Annotated in this window: 16 protein-coding genes and 1 pseudogene; 9 read left to right on the top strand and 8 right to left on the bottom strand. The window is 62.8% G+C overall.

Annotation, left to right across the window (positions count from 1 at the left end; all coding sequences use genetic code 11):
• The first annotated feature begins 38 nt into the window (after positions 1 to 38).
• Both AC10V3_RS35485 and AC10V3_RS35480 read left to right on the top strand, forming a co-directional pair.
• Positions 39 to 593: a hypothetical protein gene (locus AC10V3_RS35485; protein ID WP_041682312.1), complete on the top strand. Its 555-nt coding sequence runs from the start codon at positions 39 to 41 to the stop codon at positions 591 to 593.
• Positions 586 to 2,943 (top strand): TOTE conflict system archaeo-eukaryotic primase domain-containing protein, encoded by a 2,358-nt coding sequence (locus AC10V3_RS35480; protein WP_022540379.1) that lies wholly within the window; start codon positions 586 to 588, stop codon positions 2,941 to 2,943. The genes AC10V3_RS35485 and AC10V3_RS35480 overlap by 8 nt, the downstream gene beginning before the upstream one ends.
• Before the next feature lie 216 nt (positions 2,944 to 3,159).
• Here the strand turns inward: AC10V3_RS35480 and AC10V3_RS35475 are convergent, their stop codons facing one another.
• The 5 genes from AC10V3_RS35475 to AC10V3_RS35455 all read right to left on the bottom strand — a co-directional run bounded on the left by AC10V3_RS35475 (position 3,160) and on the right by AC10V3_RS35455 (position 7,486).
• Positions 3,160 to 3,393, bottom strand: coding sequence for an XRE family transcriptional regulator (locus tag AC10V3_RS35475; RefSeq protein ID WP_349606532.1), 234 nt, complete (start codon positions 3,391 to 3,393; stop codon positions 3,160 to 3,162).
• Between the two features lie 487 nt (positions 3,394 to 3,880).
• A complete protein-coding gene (locus AC10V3_RS35470; RefSeq protein WP_022540381.1) occupies positions 3,881 to 4,582 on the bottom strand; it encodes a hypothetical protein in 702 nt (233 codons plus the stop codon).
• 878 nt (positions 4,583 to 5,460) lie between these two features.
• Complete coding sequence (locus AC10V3_RS35465; RefSeq protein WP_022540383.1) at positions 5,461 to 6,852, bottom strand: type II toxin-antitoxin system HipA family toxin; 1,392 nt, start codon at positions 6,850 to 6,852, stop codon at positions 5,461 to 5,463.
• A gap of 9 nt (positions 6,853 to 6,861) precedes the next feature.
• Entirely contained in the window at positions 6,862 to 7,203 is a 342-nt protein-coding gene (locus tag AC10V3_RS35460; RefSeq protein ID WP_022540384.1) for a helix-turn-helix transcriptional regulator, read from the bottom strand.
• Positions 7,204 to 7,303: 100 nt separating this feature from the next.
• Entirely contained in the window at positions 7,304 to 7,486 is a 183-nt protein-coding gene (locus AC10V3_RS35455; protein WP_349606537.1) for a hypothetical protein, read from the bottom strand.
• Positions 7,487 to 7,577: 91 nt separating this feature from the next.
• Here AC10V3_RS35455 and AC10V3_RS35450 point away from each other — a divergent pair.
• A pseudogene (locus tag AC10V3_RS35450) lies at positions 7,578 to 7,798 on the top strand (tyrosine-type recombinase/integrase); the annotation flags it as partial.
• 295 nt (positions 7,799 to 8,093) lie between these two features.
• Here the strand turns inward: AC10V3_RS35450 and phaP2 are convergent.
• A complete protein-coding gene (gene phaP2 / locus AC10V3_RS35445; RefSeq protein ID WP_022540387.1) occupies positions 8,094 to 8,660 on the bottom strand; it encodes a TIGR01841 family phasin PhaP2 in 567 nt (188 codons plus the stop codon).
• 1,183 nt (positions 8,661 to 9,843) lie between these two features.
• Between phaP2 and AC10V3_RS35440 the strand changes: the two genes are divergently transcribed.
• Positions 9,844 to 10,215: a hypothetical protein gene (locus AC10V3_RS35440; protein ID WP_022540389.1), complete on the top strand. Its 372-nt coding sequence runs from the start codon at positions 9,844 to 9,846 to the stop codon at positions 10,213 to 10,215.
• Between the two features lie 891 nt (positions 10,216 to 11,106).
• Here AC10V3_RS35440 and AC10V3_RS35435 read toward each other — a convergent pair.
• Both AC10V3_RS35435 and AC10V3_RS35430 read right to left on the bottom strand, forming a co-directional pair.
• Positions 11,107 to 11,856, bottom strand: coding sequence for a beta-ketoacyl-ACP reductase (locus AC10V3_RS35435; RefSeq protein ID WP_022540390.1), 750 nt, complete (start codon positions 11,854 to 11,856; stop codon positions 11,107 to 11,109).
• Positions 11,857 to 12,167: 311 nt separating this feature from the next.
• The gene (locus AC10V3_RS35430) at positions 12,168 to 13,334 is read right to left on the bottom strand and encodes an acyl-CoA dehydrogenase family protein (protein ID WP_022540391.1); all 1,167 of its coding nucleotides are present in this window, start codon (positions 13,332 to 13,334) and stop codon (positions 12,168 to 12,170) included.
• A gap of 340 nt (positions 13,335 to 13,674) precedes the next feature.
• On the opposite strand from AC10V3_RS35430, the gene AC10V3_RS35425 reads away from it, so the two are divergent.
• From AC10V3_RS35425 to AC10V3_RS35405, 5 genes are all read left to right on the top strand, one after another.
• Positions 13,675 to 14,568, top strand: coding sequence for a MaoC/PaaZ C-terminal domain-containing protein (locus tag AC10V3_RS35425; protein ID WP_490924485.1), 894 nt, complete (start codon positions 13,675 to 13,677; stop codon positions 14,566 to 14,568).
• Positions 14,569 to 14,615: 47 nt separating this feature from the next.
• Positions 14,616 to 15,911 carry an acetyl-CoA hydrolase/transferase family protein gene (locus tag AC10V3_RS35420; RefSeq protein ID WP_490924661.1) on the top strand — a complete coding sequence of 432 codons (1,296 nt, stop codon included), beginning with the start codon at positions 14,616 to 14,618 and terminating at the stop codon, positions 15,909 to 15,911.
• Between the two features lie 49 nt (positions 15,912 to 15,960).
• Complete coding sequence (locus tag AC10V3_RS35415) at positions 15,961 to 17,169, top strand: acetyl-CoA C-acetyltransferase (protein WP_022540395.1); 1,209 nt, start codon at positions 15,961 to 15,963, stop codon at positions 17,167 to 17,169.
• 180 nt (positions 17,170 to 17,349) lie between these two features.
• Positions 17,350 to 18,336, top strand: coding sequence for a Bug family tripartite tricarboxylate transporter substrate binding protein (locus AC10V3_RS35410; protein ID WP_022540396.1), 987 nt, complete (start codon positions 17,350 to 17,352; stop codon positions 18,334 to 18,336).
• Between the two features lie 43 nt (positions 18,337 to 18,379).
• The gene (locus tag AC10V3_RS35405) at positions 18,380 to 19,537 is read left to right on the top strand and encodes an acyl-CoA dehydrogenase family protein (RefSeq protein ID WP_022540397.1); all 1,158 of its coding nucleotides are present in this window, start codon (positions 18,380 to 18,382) and stop codon (positions 19,535 to 19,537) included.
• The last annotated feature ends 73 nt before the right edge of the window (positions 19,538 to 19,610 follow it).

The raw sequence follows: 19,610 nt of genomic DNA, 5'->3' as shown, positions 1-19,610 counted from the left end.
GGAGAGGGGGCCACAGTGGAGACATTCCGATGCATGTAATGAAGCCAAAAGCCGCGCGCAAAGCCTCGCCGTCTTGGAGCCATGTCAAAGCCAGGCTGACCGACTTCGAGCGTGCCGGCCTGCTGGGGCTAGTGCAGGCCCTGTACGAGGCAAGCAAAGATAACCAGGCCTTCCTGCACGCCCGGTTTGCGTTGGGCGGCGATGTACTCAAGCCATACAAGGTGACCATCGACCGCTGGCTGTGGCCGGATGTATTCAAGAACCAGGACACGTCGGTGGCCAAGGCGAAGAAGGCGATCTCGGACTACAAGTGGGCCATTGGCCGGCCTGATGGGTTAGCCGAACTGATGGTGTTCTATTGCGAACGGGCGTCCGGCTTCAGTGCTGACATTGGTTTCCAGGACGATGGCTATTTCGACGCCTTGGTACGGATGTTCGAGCAGTCGCTGAAAATGATCACTGCCTTGCCAACTACACAGCAGCCGGCACTTTGGGCACGCCTGACCAAGGTGCGATGCATCAGTGACGATTTCGGCTATGGTGTGAGCAATGACATGGACGAATTGCTGGCCGAGTATGGAGTCGATGGCTGACGATGCGCTCGCCGCGCTGCAAGTCGAAAACGCCCGCCTGATCGCGCTGCTGGAAGCGCATGGCATCGAATGGCGCATGCCACCGAAGCCGGCGTCTTGCGTTCAGGAGGCGGAACAGCGCCATCTTTCCACGGGCGAGAAGGTCGCGCTGTTCCGCCGGCTGTTTAGCGGGCGCACGGATGTCTACCCGATCCGCTGGGAGAGTAAATCCACGGGTAAGTCTGGTTACGCGCCAGCTTGCGCCAACGAATGGCACGCCGACGTTTGCGAGAAGCCGCGCATCAAGTGCGGCGACTGCGGCAACCGATTGCTGATTCCGCTCTCTGATCAGGTCATCTACGACCATTTGGCCGGTGAGCATACTGTGGGCGTCTATCCGCTGCTCGAAGACGACACCTGCTATTTCCTCGCCGTCGATTTCGACGAGGCCGAGTGGCAGGACGATGCCCGTGCCTTCGTGAAGTCCTGCGGTGAGCTGGGTGTGCCGGTCGCGCTGGAAATTTCTCGTTCCGGCCAGGGCGCGCATGCTTGGGTCTTCTTCGCGGGCAAGGTCTCGGCGCGCGATGCGCGCCGCCTGGGCACGGCCATCATCAGCCACACCTGCTCGCGTACCCGGCAACTCAAGCTGGCCTCCTATGACCGTCTGTTTCCCAACCAGGACACGATGCCAAAGGGCGGCTTCGGCAATCTGATTGCCCTGCCACTGCAGAAGCGATCGCGTGAGCACGGCTGCAGCGTGTTCGTCGATGCCGATCTTCATCCCTATCCCGACCAGTGGGCCTTCCTGGCCTCAATCCAGCCGATGGCGCCGCACGACATCGAGCCAACCATCTTTCGTGCCACGGGTAGCGTCCACCCGTTGGATGTCACCTTCATCGGCGATGAGGATTTGGTCACGCCATGGAAGCACGAAGCTTCGGCGGCAAAGAAGCTCACAGGCAAGATGCCGGAGTCGCTGACCGTGACGCTGGCCAACCTGATCTATTTTGAGAAGGCGCAACTGCCACAGCCGCTGGCCAACCGCCTGATTCGTCTGGCGGCATTCCAGAACCCCGAGTTCTATAAGGCGCAAGCGATGCGGATGTCGGTGTGGGACAAGCCACGCGTGATCGGCAATGCAGAAAACTATCCGCAGCACATCGCCCTGCCGCGCGGCTGTCTCGATGCCGCGCTGGAACTGCTGCGCGACCATGGCATCCGCTGTGATCTACGCGACGAGCGCTACTCGGGTGAGCCCATCGATGTTGGCTTCGTCGGCACGCTTCGCCTCGACCAGGAGGCCGCCATTGCCGGGATGTTGCAGCACGATGCCGGCGTGCTATGCGCACCGACCGCCTTCGGCAAAACGGTGACGGCGGCCGCCATGATCGCCCGTCGCGGGGTCAATACCTTGGTGCTGGTGCATCGCACGGAACTGCTCAAGCAATGGCAGGAGCGCCTGCAAGCCTTTCTGGGCGTCGGCAAAGGCGTGGTTGGCACCATCGGCGGCGGCAAGGCCAAGCCTTCCGGCCAGATCGACATCGCAGTGATGCAATCTCTGTCGCGGCAGGGCGAAGTCAACCCGCTGGTCGAGCACTACGGTCATGTCATCGTCGACGAATGCCACCATATCGGCGCCGTGTCGTTCGACGCGATCCTGAAACGGACCAAGGCAAAGTACGTGCTCGGCCTGACCGCCACGCCGCTTCGCCGGGATGGCCAGCAGCCCATCATCTTCATGCAGTGCGGGCCGATCCGGTACACGGCGGCGAAGCCGGCCAGCTCACCTCACGCCCTGGCTGTCGTACCGCACACCTGCCTTTCACCAATTGAGCTGCCGACAGAGTCGGGAATTCAGGACGTATTTCGGCATCTGGTCCACAACCAGGCCCGCACTGACGCCATCGCCGCGGAAGTGCTCGAGGCCTTCAGGCAAGGCCGTAAGATTTTGGTGCTGACAGAACGCACCGAACATCTCAACGCCATCCAGGCTGCGTTGGACGGGAAAATTTCCCCACTCTTCGTGCTGCACGGACGGATGTCGAAGCCGCAACGTACCGCAATGATCACGGCGCTCGACGCCCTGCCAGCCGACGCGCCTCGCGTCTTGCTGGCGATCGGCAAGCTAGTTGGTGAAGGCTTCGACCACCCGCCACTCGACACCCTGGTGCTGGCGATGCCTGTGTCGTGGCGGGGAACCCTGCAACAGTATGCGGGCCGGCTGCACCGGGAACATGCCGATAAGACCGACGTACGGATCATCGATTTTGTCGACACTGGTCACGCGGCCTTGCTGCGGATGTGGGACAAGCGCCAACGAGGGTACCGGGCAATGGGGTATCGGATGGTGGGAGGGGCCGGGACAGAGTGATTGTTTCCCAGCTGGGTTCCTACGAGCGCTTCTTCGCCGATTCCCCCACACGCATGGGTTGCCGCCCACGCCACAGCCTGGGGAAAGCCGGCCGCAGGAGCGGCACCGCTTCGTATGGACCAGCAAGCCATAAGGCGCGTCCGCACGCCAAGCGAATGGCATTGCCGCACCGATCAAGGACCGCATCCGAGAATGACGCCCGTCCTGATCGCGCCTCTACGCTTCCAGCCAGGCATGCTGTTCCCTGGCCGTATCCTCGCCGATCTTGGCCGCATGGGCCGCTGCCTGTTCGAGCCAAGGCGCATGCGCCTTGGGAACGACCAGCATCGTCAAACCCAGCCCGTCCATCACTCGCAGGGCGTGCTCAAGGTTGACGCCCTTCCCGTTCTCGAGCTTGGACAGTATGCCGACAGAGACACCGCAATGCCTCGCCGCCTGGTCAATTGGCATCCGTTCCCCTGCCCGGGTTGCTCGAATGCGGTCGCCCAGTTGGTGAATGGTGCGAATCGTCGCGCGCGTCGGTGGCGTCGGATCAGGTAGTGGTCGCGGCATGGAGGCCCGTCCCGTGAAGAAGGCAAGCCAGCGTCCAGGCTGCTGGCCAGATTATTTCATGATAGTGAAATAATATCCGAAACGGAATTGGTTGCCCTCTATGCCGAGGGAAACTGCCTCATGCCAGCCAGCGATTGACGGTTGTAGGCGAAGCTTGGCGATTAATTGCATTTAAACTCCGGCGTAACGGCTTCGGTTGAATCACCGATTGAGATTGCATCGCCGAGGAAGCCAAACATCGCCCTAGAGGGATCGGCAAGGCGCCCACTAGGCAAGCCGGATACATGCATGCAGGGCGTTTCGACATCACCGACAAGAAGCTTGCAAAAGGCGTCGAGTCGATACACGCACCAAAAGTGCGATCACCCCATAGCCGGTGCAGCGACTAAGGCAAGGCCTGTGAGGTTTGCTCGAGCGGATCTGCAGCAGTCGTGTCGATGCGCTGCATCTTGTTGCCCTCAGTGATGTCCTGACGCATCACCGCGCCAGTGACCGGGCAGAACCAGTCGGTGACTTCCATGTGCGAAGGCTCGGACAAGACTTGCTCGCCTGCGATGATCATCGGACCGATCGAAGCCACGCGTATGTAGTGAATCGGCACGCATTCCGAAGGGCCTAGTGCGGTCTGAATCACCTGGCGTTTGCCCACTCGGCGCGAGGCTACTGTGACAGTCGCATGTGGGGCAACTAGCTTGCCGACTTCAACGCCCGAGTCACGGGCATAGATAGTGAAGGAAACGCTGGATTCGACTGTGGCCCCACTAATGACGTCGCCCTCTTGTAGCGGCAAACCGCGGTATTGATAGTCCAGCAGGCCAAGACCATCAATGGTAGTCGTGCCATACAGGCGCGTGTAACGCGCCCAGGCGTTGACCGTGCCGCTGCCAGTTATACCCGGCGGTGCCCCATCTTCAGCTGGCCGCAAGAGTAAGCGCTGCCTCTGCTCCGTGATGACAGGCGGGCCCATCAGCGCCGCCAGTGCCGTCTTGGATTGGATTTCCAGGTCGGTCTGGCATCCTGAAGCTGTGGGCAAGGGAGCCATCTGCGTGGATCGGCGTGACATGGGCATTTCGCCATCGGCTTCCATTTGCAGTCGCATTCCTCGCGGGAACCAGCTCGAGCTACAGACGTTTGCATCCCCTGCCGCCTCCGGCTGGTCGCCCGATGCTGCCATGGCCGCAGTCGCCACGCCCAAAAAGAGACAGGCGATGAGCCAGCTAGCTCGCCACTGCCAATAGAAGGGATCGCGGACTAGCGAGCGACGTCCGCGCCCGGCGGCGCAAACAAGGCATGCAGGCTCTTTGGAACCCAACACGTAACGCAAGCCATGCTCGGACTGCATTGCCGCTCCAGAATGTCGAGATCTGGTGAAAAGCAGCAACGTTGGCTTGGCTGCTTTTCTCCTGGCACTATATCTTGTCAGTCTAGTCCGTCGTGGTCCTCTCGTTGACGACTTGGAGTGTAAAGCCAAGGTCCGGGCTCAGTTCCGTATAGAGATCAAAAACGGAAAGTGCGAAGTCCGTCGGAGTATGGATTGAACTTCTCGGGCGCGCCATCGGCACATGGGTTGAACTGGCCGCGGGCTCCGTCGGCGTAAGGGTCGGCAGGTAGATCGCAAGGGCCAATCCGCCCATGCCGCGCTGGAAATGGCGGCGGCTCTCGTTCTCAATATGAGACCCGTTATCTGAGCCACGACCTGTGGGAGACGGAACATCTAGCCAACGTGGCCCGTCCTTCCATCCACAGCGCGGCTGCGCCGCCGGCCATCGTCCATGCGCTCCTGAGCAGCCTGGCGCTGATCGCAGGCCGTGAAGGACGCGAGCGCCGCGACCACCTGATGCAATTAATCGGGCAGTTGCGCAACGGCCTTCAAACCCTGCAAGGCCGGCATCCGCATGCCCTTTGGCAGCTCGCCGACAGCAGTACACCCTGCAACTGGAAACGGCGAGGATCTCCTCGCCGTTTTTATGCTGCCTTGCCTTCCGCGCCGCGCCGGATGTCCTTCTCCAGCGCCGGACTCGCAATGTCCGAGAGGCTTCGGATGGCCTGCTCGAGCGTGCGGATCAGATCCGGCGTGGCTCCCAGGCCTTCAAAAATGTTCTTCCAGCCCCGTACGGCACCCCATACCCGGCGAATCACGTCGAGCGCCGTAGGCCGGTCCGCCACGAAGGCAGAGAACTCGCTCATCGCATTATCGAGGGTTGCAAGCTTCCCCTGCGTGCCCACGCTCAGGTGCAGGCGGCGCTCCATGGAAACGGACGCCCGCGGCACGACGTCATACAGCGGGCTCAGGCGCCAGCCCTGCAGCTGCGTGTCGTAGGCAAACGCGTGGTTGCGCAGGTGGTCATCGTCGTTGGTCAGGAAGATGTTGAGCACCATGCGGGCAAACAGCTCCTCGTTGTCGGCTCTCACGCACGACGCCACGACCTGCTCGCGAATCGTCTGGGCCAGATCCTTGTAGCCCTTGGCCATCGACTCCATCTCCGGGCATCCCATGAGGGTCAAGGCGCTGACCTGCGCAATGCGGCCCTCCGTATAGCCAGACATGGGCTCAGTGTCGTAGCCGCGCGCCATGGCCGCGAGCGGTTGCCCGGCCGGCGCCCAGTACCGGTCGAACCGACGGATCATCAGCACCGGCTTGCCCCCGACCGCGATCACCTTCACCGGCGGAACGGAAAACCCAGCGGCACGCGCGATCTCCAGGGCGCCAGCCTCGAGGACTGCCATGTTGAGCGTGTCGGTCTTGGACGGGAACTTGGCCAGCCACAGGACGCCGTCGGCCTCCCGCACGGAAGCTTTCGGGCGGGCGCCGCCGGCCGACGGCACGCCGCCGAGGTATGGCAGCAGGTTCGCCGGAATGGGCTCGCCGTTCTCGACCGCGTCAGCCACCTGCAAGAGGTATGGCAGATCGATCAGACCCCCGGCCCCCTTGTGAGCGAGGCTCTTGGTGTCCTCCCGCACGTCCAGCGCACCAACGCGGTCGCTGCCGGCCTCCAGCAGGTAGGTGAATTCGTCGAGCGAGTTCGGCGCGGCGTTGAGCCCGGCCTCGATGACGCGGCGGCCCCAGGCGTCGGGCGCAGCATCGCGGATCCCCCCAAATTCGTTCACCTCGGGCAGCGGGTACCACACCGTGCCGGGCTCGGCCTGCCGCGCCTGCGCCAAGGTGAGCGCGCGAGGGTCTACCTCAATGGCGTTCGGCCGCTGCAGGTAACGCGTGCCATAGGCGAAGCTGACGGTTTCCCGACCCGCGGACGTCTCGCGACTGAGCAGTCCCGCGGGCACGAAGTGATGCCCTTCCGCCTGATCGGCGATGTGGGCGAATACCGCTACCTTGTTGGGAGCGCGACGAGGGGCCAAGGCTTTTCCTTAGAAATCGAGTTCACGCAGTTCCGCCTTGCTTGCCGAGCGAATGCGCTGTGGCAGCTTGCGCGCATGCAAGGCGATCAATGCCGGCACATCCCCTGCCAGGAGCGCCTGCAGGGTGACTTCCGGCGCCAGGGCATGAACATAGCGCAGGATCTGCGTAAGAGTCCGTCCCGGATCACCTTTTTCGATCAGGATCGCTGTTCCCCGGGAGACCCCGGCGCGCGCAGCTACATCCGCCTGGCGTAGCCTCAGGCCTTGGCGCAGCTGGGTGATACGCGCACCGAGTTGCTCGGCTTCGGTGAACCGGGAAAGAGGCAGAAGTGGAGATTCGTCTCGTTTCATGATGTCCGTAATCCTGAACTATAAGACGATGTAGGTCTGTGATTACGAACATGTTAGCGGTGGTGGCGCTGGTGGTCAAGACCGGCATATGTTCCCAAACTTAGACTTTATCCCGCTTAACGTCCATGATTGTAAACATCTTAGATCGTTTCGATCCTTCCGCCTCACTCAGCTTGACGGATATGACGCAAAAGGCATAAACCTTCTCATCGAGTTGGACCCGGGGAAGGCTTCCTGGACGGCGCTTGCCGAGGAAGTCATGCAGGGCGTTGAAGATGGCCATGCCCTTGCCTGCGTCGGGGAAGCGCGCCTGTTGGCGGTGTAGCCCATACGCCATCCCACCGGCATAGCGCTGGGGGGTTTCGGGTTCCTCAGTGGGCAACAAGACCTGGCTGGTGCCGGCGACCGACGAGCTGATCGCCGAACTGGCGCGCTACCGTCGCGCCCACGAGTTGCCACCTACCCCGCAGTTCGGGGAGACGCGCCCGCTGGTGCTGCCGGTGATTGGAAGCGAGGGTCGCGAGAAACCCCTGTCACGCGGCGCGCTGCACCGATCCTGAAAGAGGTATTCGGCATGGCCGCGGAGCGCCTGCGGGGCTTGCTCGAATGCGGTCGCCCAGTTGGTGAATGGTGCGAATCGTCGCGCGCGACGGTGGCGTCGGATCAGGTCGTGGTCGCGGCATGGAGGCCCGTCCCGTGAAGAAGGCAAGCCAGCGTGGAGGCAGCTGGTCCGACGGTTCAAGCGGCGGCCCTAGCCCCTCCCGCTGGCTACAGGCTGCCACACAGAGCAGTGGGGCCAGCCAGGGGAACACCGGCGCCCCTGCTCACCCGAGACCCAGTATCTCCGAGAATTTGGCCCTCTCGGTACCGTGAATGCGCCAACCGCCGAACTACTTTGCAGCTGCCGGAGACGCCTGCGCTGTACGATGCCGCGCGCCTTTCGAGGCTGCCGCCGCAGCCGTATTGAAACTGTTCTCGGCGACTTCCACGGCCTGCTTTGCCGTCGACTGCATCGACTCATAGAGCGTAGTGGTCGCCTTTACGGCCTCCTGCCAGGCGGCCAGCGGAGCCGTCGAGCCTGATGGGGCGTTGCTCACCGCGCTATCAATGAGACTCTGCAGTTGGCCCTTGCCTGTTGTGTATTGGACCTCGACGACCTTCTCGAACTCCGCCCGCGTTGCAGCAAGGATGTCCTGCAGTTGACGCCGATACGCCAAAACGTTGTCGGCTGCAGGTTGAAATAATTCGATTTGCAGTTCGACGAGCTCTTGTGGGTTCTGGACTGAGAGGGCTTTCATTACGCCCTCCCGGGTCTGCTCCATGGTCGTCTTCATTGTTTGGAGGTTCAACTCCATCACTCTTTCGAAGCCCTCAACCGCCTTGTTGGTTAGTCCGACCAGGGCTTCAAGGCCCGCCAATTGCGTTTTCGTGCATTGTTCTGCTGTCCACTGAGTCATTTTGCATCTCCTAAGTGCGGCCCGTCCCCCGAACTAACCGGTGGCAGGGCGTTATGGTGGGAATCGAGTGAATGACAATTGCAACGTCGCGACCCTTGCGGCGGAGGCCGACAGGGAAGCCCGTGAGAGCGCCAGCGCCGGCAGTCTCTACGGGTTAAAGGAATGAACTCATTGCGAGGCCCGGCATGGCCAAGAATCGCTTGCGCGAACACGCCCGACGGCTCGGAGAAAAGCGTAGCCTTCGATTGTGACCTGAGGTCGGCTGTGGTTGGACCCAAAGCTCTCAAGCCTAATCAGATGATGCGCGAGCAGCGCCTCCACATCCGCGCGGTCTAGCTCCGTTGGGCCAGAGTTGTCGTCTACCAGCATCAGCGTGGCAAACTCATGATGGCTCAGCACAGTCGTGTCGTCTCCTAAGCTGTAGGTCTATTTTTGCTACGGGACATTTCACTGCCATCCGTGACAGCTGGCCTGGCGCATACAGACCGCTTCTTTCCTCTCGGACGCGAGGTTCTGGCTGGTGAGCGCTTGTATTCGCGCTCCGAAAGAACATCCTAGCTCCTCGCCACCGACAGTTCAATACGAATAGCGGTTATGTTCGGGATAATCCCTAGTGCTCTTTTTGTTCGCCTACCACGTGCGAATTGGTTCGAAATTGATATATCACAACTTGATATGAATTCAAATTTCATGTCGGATGTTTTTCCGACCGACCGGACGGCATGTTTTAGCGCGATGGGCGAAGTCCAGAGAGCGATTGCGCTACGAAATTCGTCGCAGCGGTTAGCCATGCCAATAGGCTACGGCGACCACTCGAGCTTCTGTAAAAAAAGCAGCTTCAAGGCCGCCAGGCCTCTACGAATCACTAGGACGCAGAGACGGTTTGCAGCTGTGGCCGCCGGGGAGAGAGCCCGCGTTGCCGGGTAGTCACGCGCAGGACTTCAGGGCCAACCCATATTGACTTAGAATTTTCTTACGTCAGAATTAAGAGACACTTTGACCAAAATCTTGGGCGAGACTGAACGCTCCCTGTGGTTGCATACGGGGTGGGCGAGGCTGGCATGGGCAACGGGCCTTGCCATTGGTCCAAGTGACCAGAATAACAATGAGTTGAACTCAGTGCGACATAGAAGCGAGCTGGCGGGCCGTGCGCCGGTAGACTTGAACTTGAACGGGGACAAAAATGACGACGGCTCGAGCTGGAACCAAAGGCGAAGCGATTAGACTCCTGGAATCAGCTGGGATAGCACTAGTCGAACTAGACTACGAATCAGGTTGGCAGGATGCCATCGAACTCGGGCGCTTGGGCCAGAAGGCAGGCATCCGCGTGGAGTATCGCGGACATGAGAGTATCGCCGTTAAGTCGCACGCGGCGCTCATCGCCGGGCTCAGTCGACCGAAGGTGTCCTTCAGGCAAAGGAATCTTTACTGCCAGTTCGCATTGGTCGAGCTGCCAGCCGAGGAATTGGCAACCTTGGAGACAAGGGCGTTGAAGCTTGGAGACTACATCCTGGCCGGGCATCTACTGCGGAACGTCGATACAGTGTGGGGCTGACTAGCGCGCTCATCATCGGCGCGACCTTACGGCTTTCAGCTACTTATCGCCAATCTTCACTGAGGTGACGGGCTTTTCGGTCAAGGCCATTCCCTGGCTGCTAATGGCTATGGCCTAGCCAACGTCGTCGGCAACCTCATCGTCGGGCGTCTGGCCGACCACGGTCCGCCAACTCATTGAGCTTGCGCTGCTCCTGGGCGATCGCCCCTTGTACGACACCCGCAAAGCCAGCATTAACGGCAGGATGGCAACGATGATGCCCGCTGCTACGGCACTTGCTATCAGTGTCTTCGTCGCATGTACGGAATCTTAGGGCGATAGTGACCGGCAGCGGAATTTCGCTCTATCCTCCCTGTTGGAACGCCCGCCTGCAGGCCGCCATCTTGGCATTACTGCGTGCGTCGTGGGGTACATAATCTGACAACGGCGACACGCCACTAAAGCAAAACCGGACCTCGGCGGGTGTCGAGATCCGGCTCCAGCGCACCGAACGCCAAACCACGCAGCAATCCGCTTCGATTCTGTACTTCGGGATTGTTTAACTACTGCGCTTCCCGGACAATTTCGTCCGCCCGCGCGCAATGAAACACTGCAGTACATCCCCGTGGTAAATCCCCAAACAGTGCTCGCGGGAGCCCCTCTTTTCTGCCCTCTTTGAGCATCTACTCCAATCCGTCGAACCTGCCCTCCTCCCGTGCGTACCTCACCGCGATGGCACCAACAGAACAATTGTGGTAACGACCCTGCCGATGGCGCAAATGCAGGGTGGTGGATAGCGCAACCACAGCGGCGATTTGTGTGCGCCAAAAAGGACGTTATCTTGCGCAAAGGACACACGCCACAAACCCGCACAAATGCTTCCAGAAGCGCTGGCATGAGTCGACGCTTGGCTTAGCCGAAGCGCCCCCCGCTCACATGCAGTACCTCGCCAGTGATAAAGCCCGCACGCTCCGAGGCTAGGAAAGCGACCGCGTCGGCGATATCTTCCGGACGACCCACGCGCTTGACCGGCTGCATCTGCACTGCACGCTCCTTGATGGTCTCGTACGTCGGCAACGCCTGCACCATCTCCGTCTCGATGAAACCTGGTGCAACGCAGTTCACTGTGACACCATAGCGCCCTTCCTCGATTGCCAGCGCCTTCGCCATTCCGATAAGCCCCGCCTTGGCAGCTGAGTAGTTGGCCTGCGTAGGATTGCCCAGGTGCGCGCGCGAGCTGATGTTGATGACGCGGCCCCAGCCCTGTTCGATGAAATGCGGCATCACTGCCCGGGTCGCCAAGAACGCCCCTTTGAGCATAACCTCCATGACGAGGTCCCAATCTTCCTCGCTCATCTTCACCAGAAACTTGTCCCGCGGGAAACCGGCGTTGTTGACCAGGATATGTACCCCGCCGAACTGCGCAATCGTTTCTTTCACCAGACGCTCCACCTCTTCAGCCTTGGTGATGTCAGCGATCACGCAATGGGCTTGCAGGCCATCGGCACGCAGCGCCGCGGTGGTCTCTTCCGCCCGCTCGCGCAGTACGTCTGTCACTACCACTCGCGCGCCCTCTTCAGCCAGCCGGCGAGCCGTTGCTGCACCAAGGCCTCGCGCCGACCCGGTGACGATCGCGACGCGATCTTTGATTAGCAGATCCATTTCCATTCCTCTCGTTAAGCCGTAGCGGCGGATGCCGTCGCGGCGGGGTCCTTTTCTAACCAACGGCTGTGCTGCTGTCTGCAACGCATTGATGGATCAAGTCCATCATGCAACGTCGATTGATTTTTTGAAGCAGTGGTGTATCGGCCGCGAGACTATGATCACAATGAAATTCGCAAGATTGCGAGAGGCCCGATGCGGATGCCGCCATGACGGTACGCGCTGCCTGGGACAGAGCTCCTCATCCGATCACGCCCAGCCGATACGGGTGGAAAAAACACCAGCACCTGCCGGCCTTCGCCAGTCGCCTGTCAGAACGACCGCGGCAGGCCCAGGACGTGTTCGGCGACGAAGGAGTAGATCAGGTTGGTGGAGATCGGCGCCACCTGGTAAAGGCGCGTCTCCCGGAACTTGCGCTCCACGTCATATTCGCAGGCAAAGCCAAAGCCGCCGTGGAATTGGAGACACGCATTTCCGGCCTCCCAGCTCGCCTTGGCCGCAAGGTATTTGGCCATGTTGGCCTGGGCGCCCATGGGCTCGTGCTGGTCGAACAGCTCACAGGCCTTCCAGCGCATCAGGTTTGCCGCCTCCAGCTCGATGAAGGACTCGGCGATCGGGAACTGCACGCCCTGGTTCTGGCCGATGGGGCGCCCGAATACCTCGCGCTCCTTGACGTACTTGGTCACCCGGTCCATGAACCAGTAGCCGTCGCCGATGCACTCCGCCGCAATCAGCGTGCGCTCGGCGTTCAGGCCATCGAGGATGTACTTGAAGCCCTTGCCCTCTTCACCAATCAAGTTCTCCTCGGGGATCTCGAGGTCCTCGAAGAACAGTTCATTGGTCTCGTGGTTGACCATGTTGGGGATCGGTCGCACGGTCAGGCCTTTCTTCTGCGCCTCGTGCAGGTCCACCATGAAGATGGACATCCCCTCGCTCTTCTTCTTCACCTCGGCCAGCGGTGTGGTGCGCGCCAGCAGGATCATGAAGTCGCTGTGCTGGACGCGGCTGATCCACACTTTCTGGCCGTTGACGACGTAGCGGCCGTCTTTCTTGATCGCAGAGGTCTTGATCTTGGTGGTGTCGGTGCCGGTGGTAGGTTCGGTCACGCCCATGGACTGCAGGCGCCATTCGCCCGAGGCGATCTTCGGCAGGTACTTGTCCTTCTGCGCCTTGGAGCCGTGCCGCAGCAGCGTGCCCATGTTGTACATCTGGCCGTGGCAGGCACCGGAATTGCCGCCGCAGCGGTTGATTTCCTCCATGATGACTGAGGCCTCGGTCAGGCCCAGCCCGGAACCGCCGTACTCCTGCGGGATCAGCGCCGCGAGCCAGCCAGCGTCGGTGAGCGCATTGACGAACGCCTCGGGATAGGCGCGCTGCTCGTCCACCTTGCGGAAGTATTCGTCCGGAAACTCGGCGCAAAGCGCGCGCACGGCATCACGGATTTCCTGGAAGTTGTTCGATTGGGTCTGTTCGATCATCGGCGTCGTTGGCGGTCAATGTCATCAGCGCTTGCCGGCAGCAGCAGCGCTCGGTCGGCTATTGGACGGTGTTGCGGCGCAGTGGAATGCGGGTCCTCGCGCCGATCGGTGAGAAGCGCCCCCCGGCAATGTGGAACGGCCGCCTCCTTGTCATGGCCGCAATGGTCGCTGCGTCCGCCCCGCTCGGCAATCAGCCTTTTCCAAAGCGCGCCTTCGATTGCGGTTAAGCCCCCGCTTTCGCAATCGCTAAAGCCCTCCATTAGCATTGTCAAATAGCGCAAAACCTGCTTTGGAGCCATGCTTTGCGCAATTTCCTGACGATGACATTGGGACAAAGGACATGGCAGTCAGCTACCACCACCTCAAGCAGCGTCCGTTCTCCCCGGTTCGCCAGCACTACACTGAGCGCGACACCATGCTGTATGCACTCAGCCTGGGGCTGGGCAACGATCCGCTGGACGCGGCTGCCCTGCCCTTTGTCTTCGAAGGCGCTGCCGGGGGGCTGCGCACCCTGCCTGCGCAAGCCGTAGTGCTGGGCTATCCAGGCTTCTGGGCGCGCGAGGCCGACACCGGCATCGACTGGGTCAAGCTGCTGCACGGCGAGCAGCGCATGCGCCTGCGCCGCCCCCTGCCGGCCAGCGCCGACATCGTCGGTCACAATCGCATCACCCACCTGACCGACAAGGGCGAAGGCAAAGGCGCCATCATGGTCACCGAGCGACGCCTGGAAACGGGGCAAGGCGAGCTGCTGGCGACGGTGCAGCAGGTAACGTTCCTGCGCGGCGACGGCGGCTACAGCCAGCTGGATGGCGGCCAGCCCAGCGATGCGCCGCTGCCGGCGTTGCGCCCGACGCCGGAGGACCGTGCGCCCGACTTCACCGACACCCAGGCGATCCGCCCCGAGGCCGCGTTGCTGTATCGCCTGATGGGCGACTTCAACCCGCTCCACGCTGACCCGGCGGTGGCGAAGGCGGCGGAGTTCGAGCGCCCCATCCTGCACGGGCTGGCGAGCTACGGCCTGGTGGCGCACGCACTGGTACGCCAATGCGCGGGTTACGACCCGGCCAGGCTGCGCGCGCTGGACATCCGCTTTGCCGCGCCTGTGTTTCCCGGCGAAACCCTGGTCACCGAGATCTGGCGCATGCCGGAGAACCCGTCCCACTATCAGCTGCGCGCCAGGGTGCTGGAGCGCGACAAGATCGTGCTCAGCCACGGCTGGGCCGAAATCGCCTGAAACAAGAAAGCGCCGCCTGCTTGCCGACTGACTTTTGCCCCGTGGATATGCCCACCCTCTCCTCCCGTCTGCAAACCCTGATCCGCCCCGGAGACCACCTCTGGTGGGGGCAAGCAACCGCCGAGCCGCTGACGCTGACGCGCGCGCTGGTGGAACACCGTCACGCGATCGCGCAGGGAGGACGGCTCAGTGTCTTTGTCGGCATCGGGCAGTCGGAGACATTGCAGCCGGGCCAGGCCGACGTGCTCGACTTCTTCGGCTACGCCGCCAGCGGCCCGCACCGGCTGCTGGCCAAGGCCGGCGTGCTGGACATCGTGCCCAGCCACTATTCCCACCTGCCAGGGCTGATTCGCCAGGGCAGCCTGCGCGCGGACGTGGTGCTGGTGCAGGTTTCGCCCGCCGACGAACAGGGGCGCCACAGCCTGGGCCTGGTGCATGAATACATACCCGCGGCACTCGACCGGGCCCGTATCGTCATCGCCGAAGTGAACCCGGAGGTGCCATGGACCCACGGCAGCCGCTACCTCACCGCGGACGATATCGACCTGCAGGTCGAAGCGCTGCACGCCCCGATCAGCCTTGACCGGAGTGCGCCCGGCCCGGCCGAACAGGCCATCGCCAGCCACATCGCCCGCTGGGTGGAGGACGGCGCCACCTTGCAGATGGGCATCGGCAACCTCCCGGAGGCCGTGGTGGCGGCGCTGCATGACCGCCGCGACCTGGGCCTGCACAGTGGCGCGGTCGGCGACGGCATTGCGGCGCTGGCTGAAGCCGGCGTGCTGACCAACGCGCGCAAGAGCATCGATACCGGCGTCGGCATCGCCGGCATCCTGATGGGCAGCAAACGGCTGCGGCGCTGGGCGCACCGCAATCCGCAGCTGCAGCTGCGCGAGACCAGCTATACCCATCACCCCGAGGTGCTCGCCAGCATCGACAAGCTGACCGCCATCAACTCCGCCATCGAGGTCGACCTCACCGGCCAGGTGAACGCCGAAGTCGCCGCTGGGGTCTATGTCGGCGCCGTGGGCGGCGCAGTGGACTTCTTGCGCGGCGCGGCGCGCAGCCGCGGGGGCTTGCCCATCGTCGCCCTGCCGGCGACCGCCAAGGGTGCGAGCCGCATCGTCGCGCAGTTGTCCGGGCCGGTGAGCACGCCCCGTAGCGACGCGGGCCTGATCGTCACCGAGCACGACGTGGCCGATCTGCGCGGCCAGACGCTGTCGCAGCGCGTGCGCCGCATGCTGGATATCGCCGCCCCCGAACACCGCGAGGACCTGGAGCGCCAGGCCCACGCCTTGCTGCGCCAGTGCGGCGCCGCTTTTGTTGCCCTTCCGGGCACGCATTGACCAATTGCCCTTCGTCGCCTACCCAAGACAGATTTCCAAGGAGACTTACATGCGCCGAGCCGCTATCGTCACCCCCCTTCGCACCCCCGTCGGCACCTTCGGCGGCAGCCTGCGCCCCGTGCCTGTCGAGGAACTGGCCGCCACCGCAGTACGCGCCGTCGTGCAGCGCAGCGGCATCGACCCCGCGCGCATCGATGACGTGGTCTTTGCCCAGTCCTACGCCAACAGCGAAACACCCTGCGTGGGCCGCTGGGCCGCGCTGCAGGCCGGCCTGCCTGTGGAAGTGCCGGGCATGCAGCTGGACCGCCGCTGCGGCGGCGGCCTGCAGGCCATCGTCACGGCCTCGATGATGGTGCAAAGCGGCGCTGCCGATGTGGTCATCGCAGGCGGCGTCGAGAGCATGAGCAACATCGAGTACTACACCACCGACATGCGTTGGGGCGCGCGCTCGGGCAATGTGCGTTTCTACGACCGCCTTGACCGCGGCCGCGAACGTTCCCAGCCGGTCGAACGCTTTGGCAAGATCTCCGGGATGATCGAGACGGCCGAGAACCTGGCCCGCGACTACGGCATTACCCGCGAGCAGGCCGATGCCTTCTCCGTGCGCAGTCACGAACGCGCTGCGGCAGCGTGGGAAGGCGGCCGCTTCGACGCCGAGATCGTGACGGTGCAGGTGCCGCAGCGCAAGGGCGACCCCGTGACGTTCGCACGCGACGAAGGCTTCCGCCCCGGCACGTCGTTGGAAAGCCTCGGCAAGCTGCGCGCCCTGATGCCCAACGGCACCGTCACCGCCGGCAACGCAAGTCAGCAGAACGACGCCTCGGCGGCCTGCCTGATCGTGGCCGAGGACAAGCTGGCCGAGCTGGGCCTGACCCCCATGGCCACGCTGGTGGGCTGGGCCGCCGCCGGCTGCGAGCCGTCGCACATGGGCATCGGCCCGGTACCCGCGGTGAAGAAGCTGCTGGCGCGCCTGAACCTGACGCTCGACCAGATGGACCTGGTGGAACTGAACGAAGCCTTCGCCTGTCAGGTACTGGCCGTGCTCAAGGGCTGGGATTGGAACGACCAGGATGCCATCGAACAAAAGCTCAACGTGAACGGCTCGGGCATCTCGCTGGGCCACCCGATCGGCGCCACTGGCGTGCGCATCCTGGCTACGCTACTGCACGAACTGCAGCGCCGTGGCGGTCGTTATGGCCTGGAAACCATGTGTATTGGCGGCGGCCAAGGCATTGCCGCAGTATTTGAGCGCTGCTGATCCGGGCACTGCTGTCAAGCAACCGTCGTCCCCGCGAAAGCGGGCATCCGGTGACTTCTAATGACGCCTGGCTCCGGCTCACGTGCCCCAAAGGGGTATTCGTGAGAATGAAGGTAGCGATTGAGCTACCGAACTGTAATTGGGCTGTGCCTGCATTTTCGCATTACGTAGGAGAGTATTATGATTTCCACCTCACGCCGCCACCTATTCTTGTCCGGACTGGCTCTGTGCGCCACAACGCTGGCCAGCGCTCCTGCCACCGCGCAGGGCAACGGCCAGCCGGTCCGCCTCGTGGTCGGCTACGCCGCGGGCGGCCCCGCCGACCAAGCCGCGCGGCTGTTCGCGGTGGCGCTGGGCAAGACGCTGAACGCCAATGTCATCGTCGACAACAAACCTGGTGCCAATGCCACGCTGGCCGGCTATGAAGTGGTACGCGCCAAGCCCGACGGCGCTACGTTGTGGTTCGCCGCCAGCGCGGCGCTGACGGTTGCGCCCAACATCATGAAAAGCTTGCCGTACGACCCGGCCAAGGACCTCACACCAGTGGCACCGGTGGCGCGCTACTACAACATGCTGGTGGCCAACAACAAGGAACCCTTCAAGAGTACGCAGGAACTGGTCGCCTACGCCAAGGCACACCCCGGCAAGCTCAGCTACGGCTCCTCCGGCGTGGGCAGCTCCAATCACGTCGCCATGGCGCTGTTCGCGCGGCAGGCGCAAGTGGAGTTGAACCACATTCCCTACAAGGGCAATGCGCCGGCCATGACCGACACCATCGGCGGCCAGATCGACATGATGTTCGACATCATCAGCACCGCCAGCGGCTATGTACAGAGCGGCAAGGTCAAGCCTATCGCCGTAGGTTCACCCAAGCGCAACCCGTCGCTTCCCAACGTGCCGACCTTCCGCGAAGCGGGCATTCCTGCCCTGAAGGACTATGAGGCCGGCGGCTGGTACGCCATCTACGCGCCCAAGGGCGTGGCGCCGGAGCTGACGCAGAAGCTGGCGGCGGCGGTGCGAAAGGCCGTGGAAGACGCCGGGCTCAAGAAGCGCTATGCCGAACTCGGCTACGAACAGTGGAGCGGGACCACGCAGGACGTAGTGAACACCGCAGCGCGCGAGCGCACGCAGTGGGCTAGCGTGCTCAAGGGCGTCACGCTGGACTGAGCCCCTTCCCCGGACACCGACCCGACATTTAGGAAGACCTGACATGATCCGCGATAACGACACCCTGGAAGCCTTGCTCGACAGCGTGCGCCGCTTTGTGCGCGAGCGCCTGGTGCCCGCCGAGGCACTGGTCGCAGAAACCGACGATATCCCGCAGGATATTGTGCAAGACATGCGCGAGATGGGACTGTTCGGCATGACCATCCCCGAGCGCTTTGGCGGCCTGGAACTGACGATGGAGGAAGAGGTACGCGTGGTCATGGAACTGTGCCAGACCTCGCCGGCCTTCCGCTCGCTGCTCGGCACGACCGTGGGCATTGGCTCGCAGGGCATCCTGATGGATGGCACGCCGGAACAGCAGGCCGCCTGGCTGCCGCGTCTGGCCACGGGCGAAATCCTGGCTTCGTTTGCGCTGACCGAACCCGACGCCGGCTCGGACGCCGGCTCGCTGCGCACCACCGCCATCAAGGATGGCGACCACTACGTGGTCAACGGTACCAAGCGCTTTATCACCAACGCGCCTCAGGCCGGCATGTTCACACTGATGGCGCGCACGAACCCCGACATCAAGGGCTCGGCGGGGGTCTCCGCATTCATCGTCGACGCCAAAACGCCGGGCATCAGCTTCGGCAAGCGCGACGCGAAGATGGGCCAGAAAGGCGCGCACACCTGTGACGTGATCTTCGAGAACGTACGCGTCCCGGCCGCCAACCTGATCGGCCTGAAGGAAGGCCAGGGATTCAAGACGGCAATGAAGGTGCTCGACAAGGGCCGCTTGCATATCGCGGCGGTCAGCGTCGGGGTGGCCAAGCGCGTCCTTCGCGACGCGCTGAACTACGCGCTGGAGCGCCAGCAGTTCGGCCAGCCGATCTGCGAGTTTCAGTTGATCCAAGCCATGCTGGCCGACAGCCAAGCCGAGCTCTATGCGGCCGAATGCATGGTGATCGACGCCGCGCGCCGCCGCGACGACGGCAGGAACGTCTCCACCGAAGCCTCGTGCTGCAAGATGTTCGCCACCGAGATGGTGGGCCGCGTGGCCGACCGCGCGGTGCAGATCCTGGGCGGCTCTGGCTATATCTCCGAGTACGGCATCGAGCGTTTCTACCGCGACGTGCGCCTGTTCCGCCTGTATGAAGGCACCACCCAGATCCAGCAGGTCATCATCGCCCGCAACATGATCCGCGAGGCGCGCGGCGCCTAAGGGCCGCGCCAACATTCAGCAGTACCGCTACCCGTCCTCGTGACAGGGCAGCTAGAAGGAAACACCAGCATTC

This window comes from Cupriavidus sp. PB-02 (assembly GCF_058252315.1).
This window is presented reverse-complemented; position numbering and strand designations above follow the sequence as displayed.

Bases quoted from the DNA above. Each gene is read 5' to 3' on its own strand.
- AC10V3_RS35485 (WP_041682312.1), top strand. From the start codon at position 39: ATGAAGCCAAAAGCCGCGCGCAAAGCCTCGCCGTCTTGGAGCCATGTC.
- AC10V3_RS35480 (WP_022540379.1), top strand. From the start codon at position 586: ATGGCTGACGATGCGCTCGCCGCGCTGCAAGTCGAAAACGCCCGCCTG.
- AC10V3_RS35475 (WP_349606532.1), bottom strand. From the start codon at position 3,393: ATGCCAATTGACCAGGCGGCGAGGCATTGCGGTGTCTCTGTCGGCATA.
- AC10V3_RS35470 (WP_022540381.1), bottom strand. From the start codon at position 4,582: ATGGAAGCCGATGGCGAAATGCCCATGTCACGCCGATCCACGCAGATG.
- AC10V3_RS35460 (WP_022540384.1), bottom strand. From the start codon at position 7,203: ATGAAACGAGACGAATCTCCACTTCTGCCTCTTTCCCGGTTCACCGAA.
- AC10V3_RS35455 (WP_349606537.1), bottom strand. From the start codon at position 7,486: ATGGCCATCTTCAACGCCCTGCATGACTTCCTCGGCAAGCGCCGTCCA.
- phaP2 (WP_022540387.1), bottom strand. From the start codon at position 8,660: ATGACTCAGTGGACAGCAGAACAATGCACGAAAACGCAATTGGCGGGC.
- AC10V3_RS35440 (WP_022540389.1), top strand. From the start codon at position 9,844: ATGACGACGGCTCGAGCTGGAACCAAAGGCGAAGCGATTAGACTCCTG.
- AC10V3_RS35435 (WP_022540390.1), bottom strand. From the start codon at position 11,856: ATGGATCTGCTAATCAAAGATCGCGTCGCGATCGTCACCGGGTCGGCG.
- AC10V3_RS35430 (WP_022540391.1), bottom strand. From the start codon at position 13,334: ATGATCGAACAGACCCAATCGAACAACTTCCAGGAAATCCGTGATGCC.
- AC10V3_RS35425 (WP_490924485.1), top strand. From the start codon at position 13,675: ATGGCAGTCAGCTACCACCACCTCAAGCAGCGTCCGTTCTCCCCGGTT.
- AC10V3_RS35420 (WP_490924661.1), top strand. From the start codon at position 14,616: ATGCCCACCCTCTCCTCCCGTCTGCAAACCCTGATCCGCCCCGGAGAC.
- AC10V3_RS35415 (WP_022540395.1), top strand. From the start codon at position 15,961: ATGCGCCGAGCCGCTATCGTCACCCCCCTTCGCACCCCCGTCGGCACC.
- AC10V3_RS35410 (WP_022540396.1), top strand. From the start codon at position 17,350: ATGATTTCCACCTCACGCCGCCACCTATTCTTGTCCGGACTGGCTCTG.
- AC10V3_RS35405 (WP_022540397.1), top strand. From the start codon at position 18,380: ATGATCCGCGATAACGACACCCTGGAAGCCTTGCTCGACAGCGTGCGC.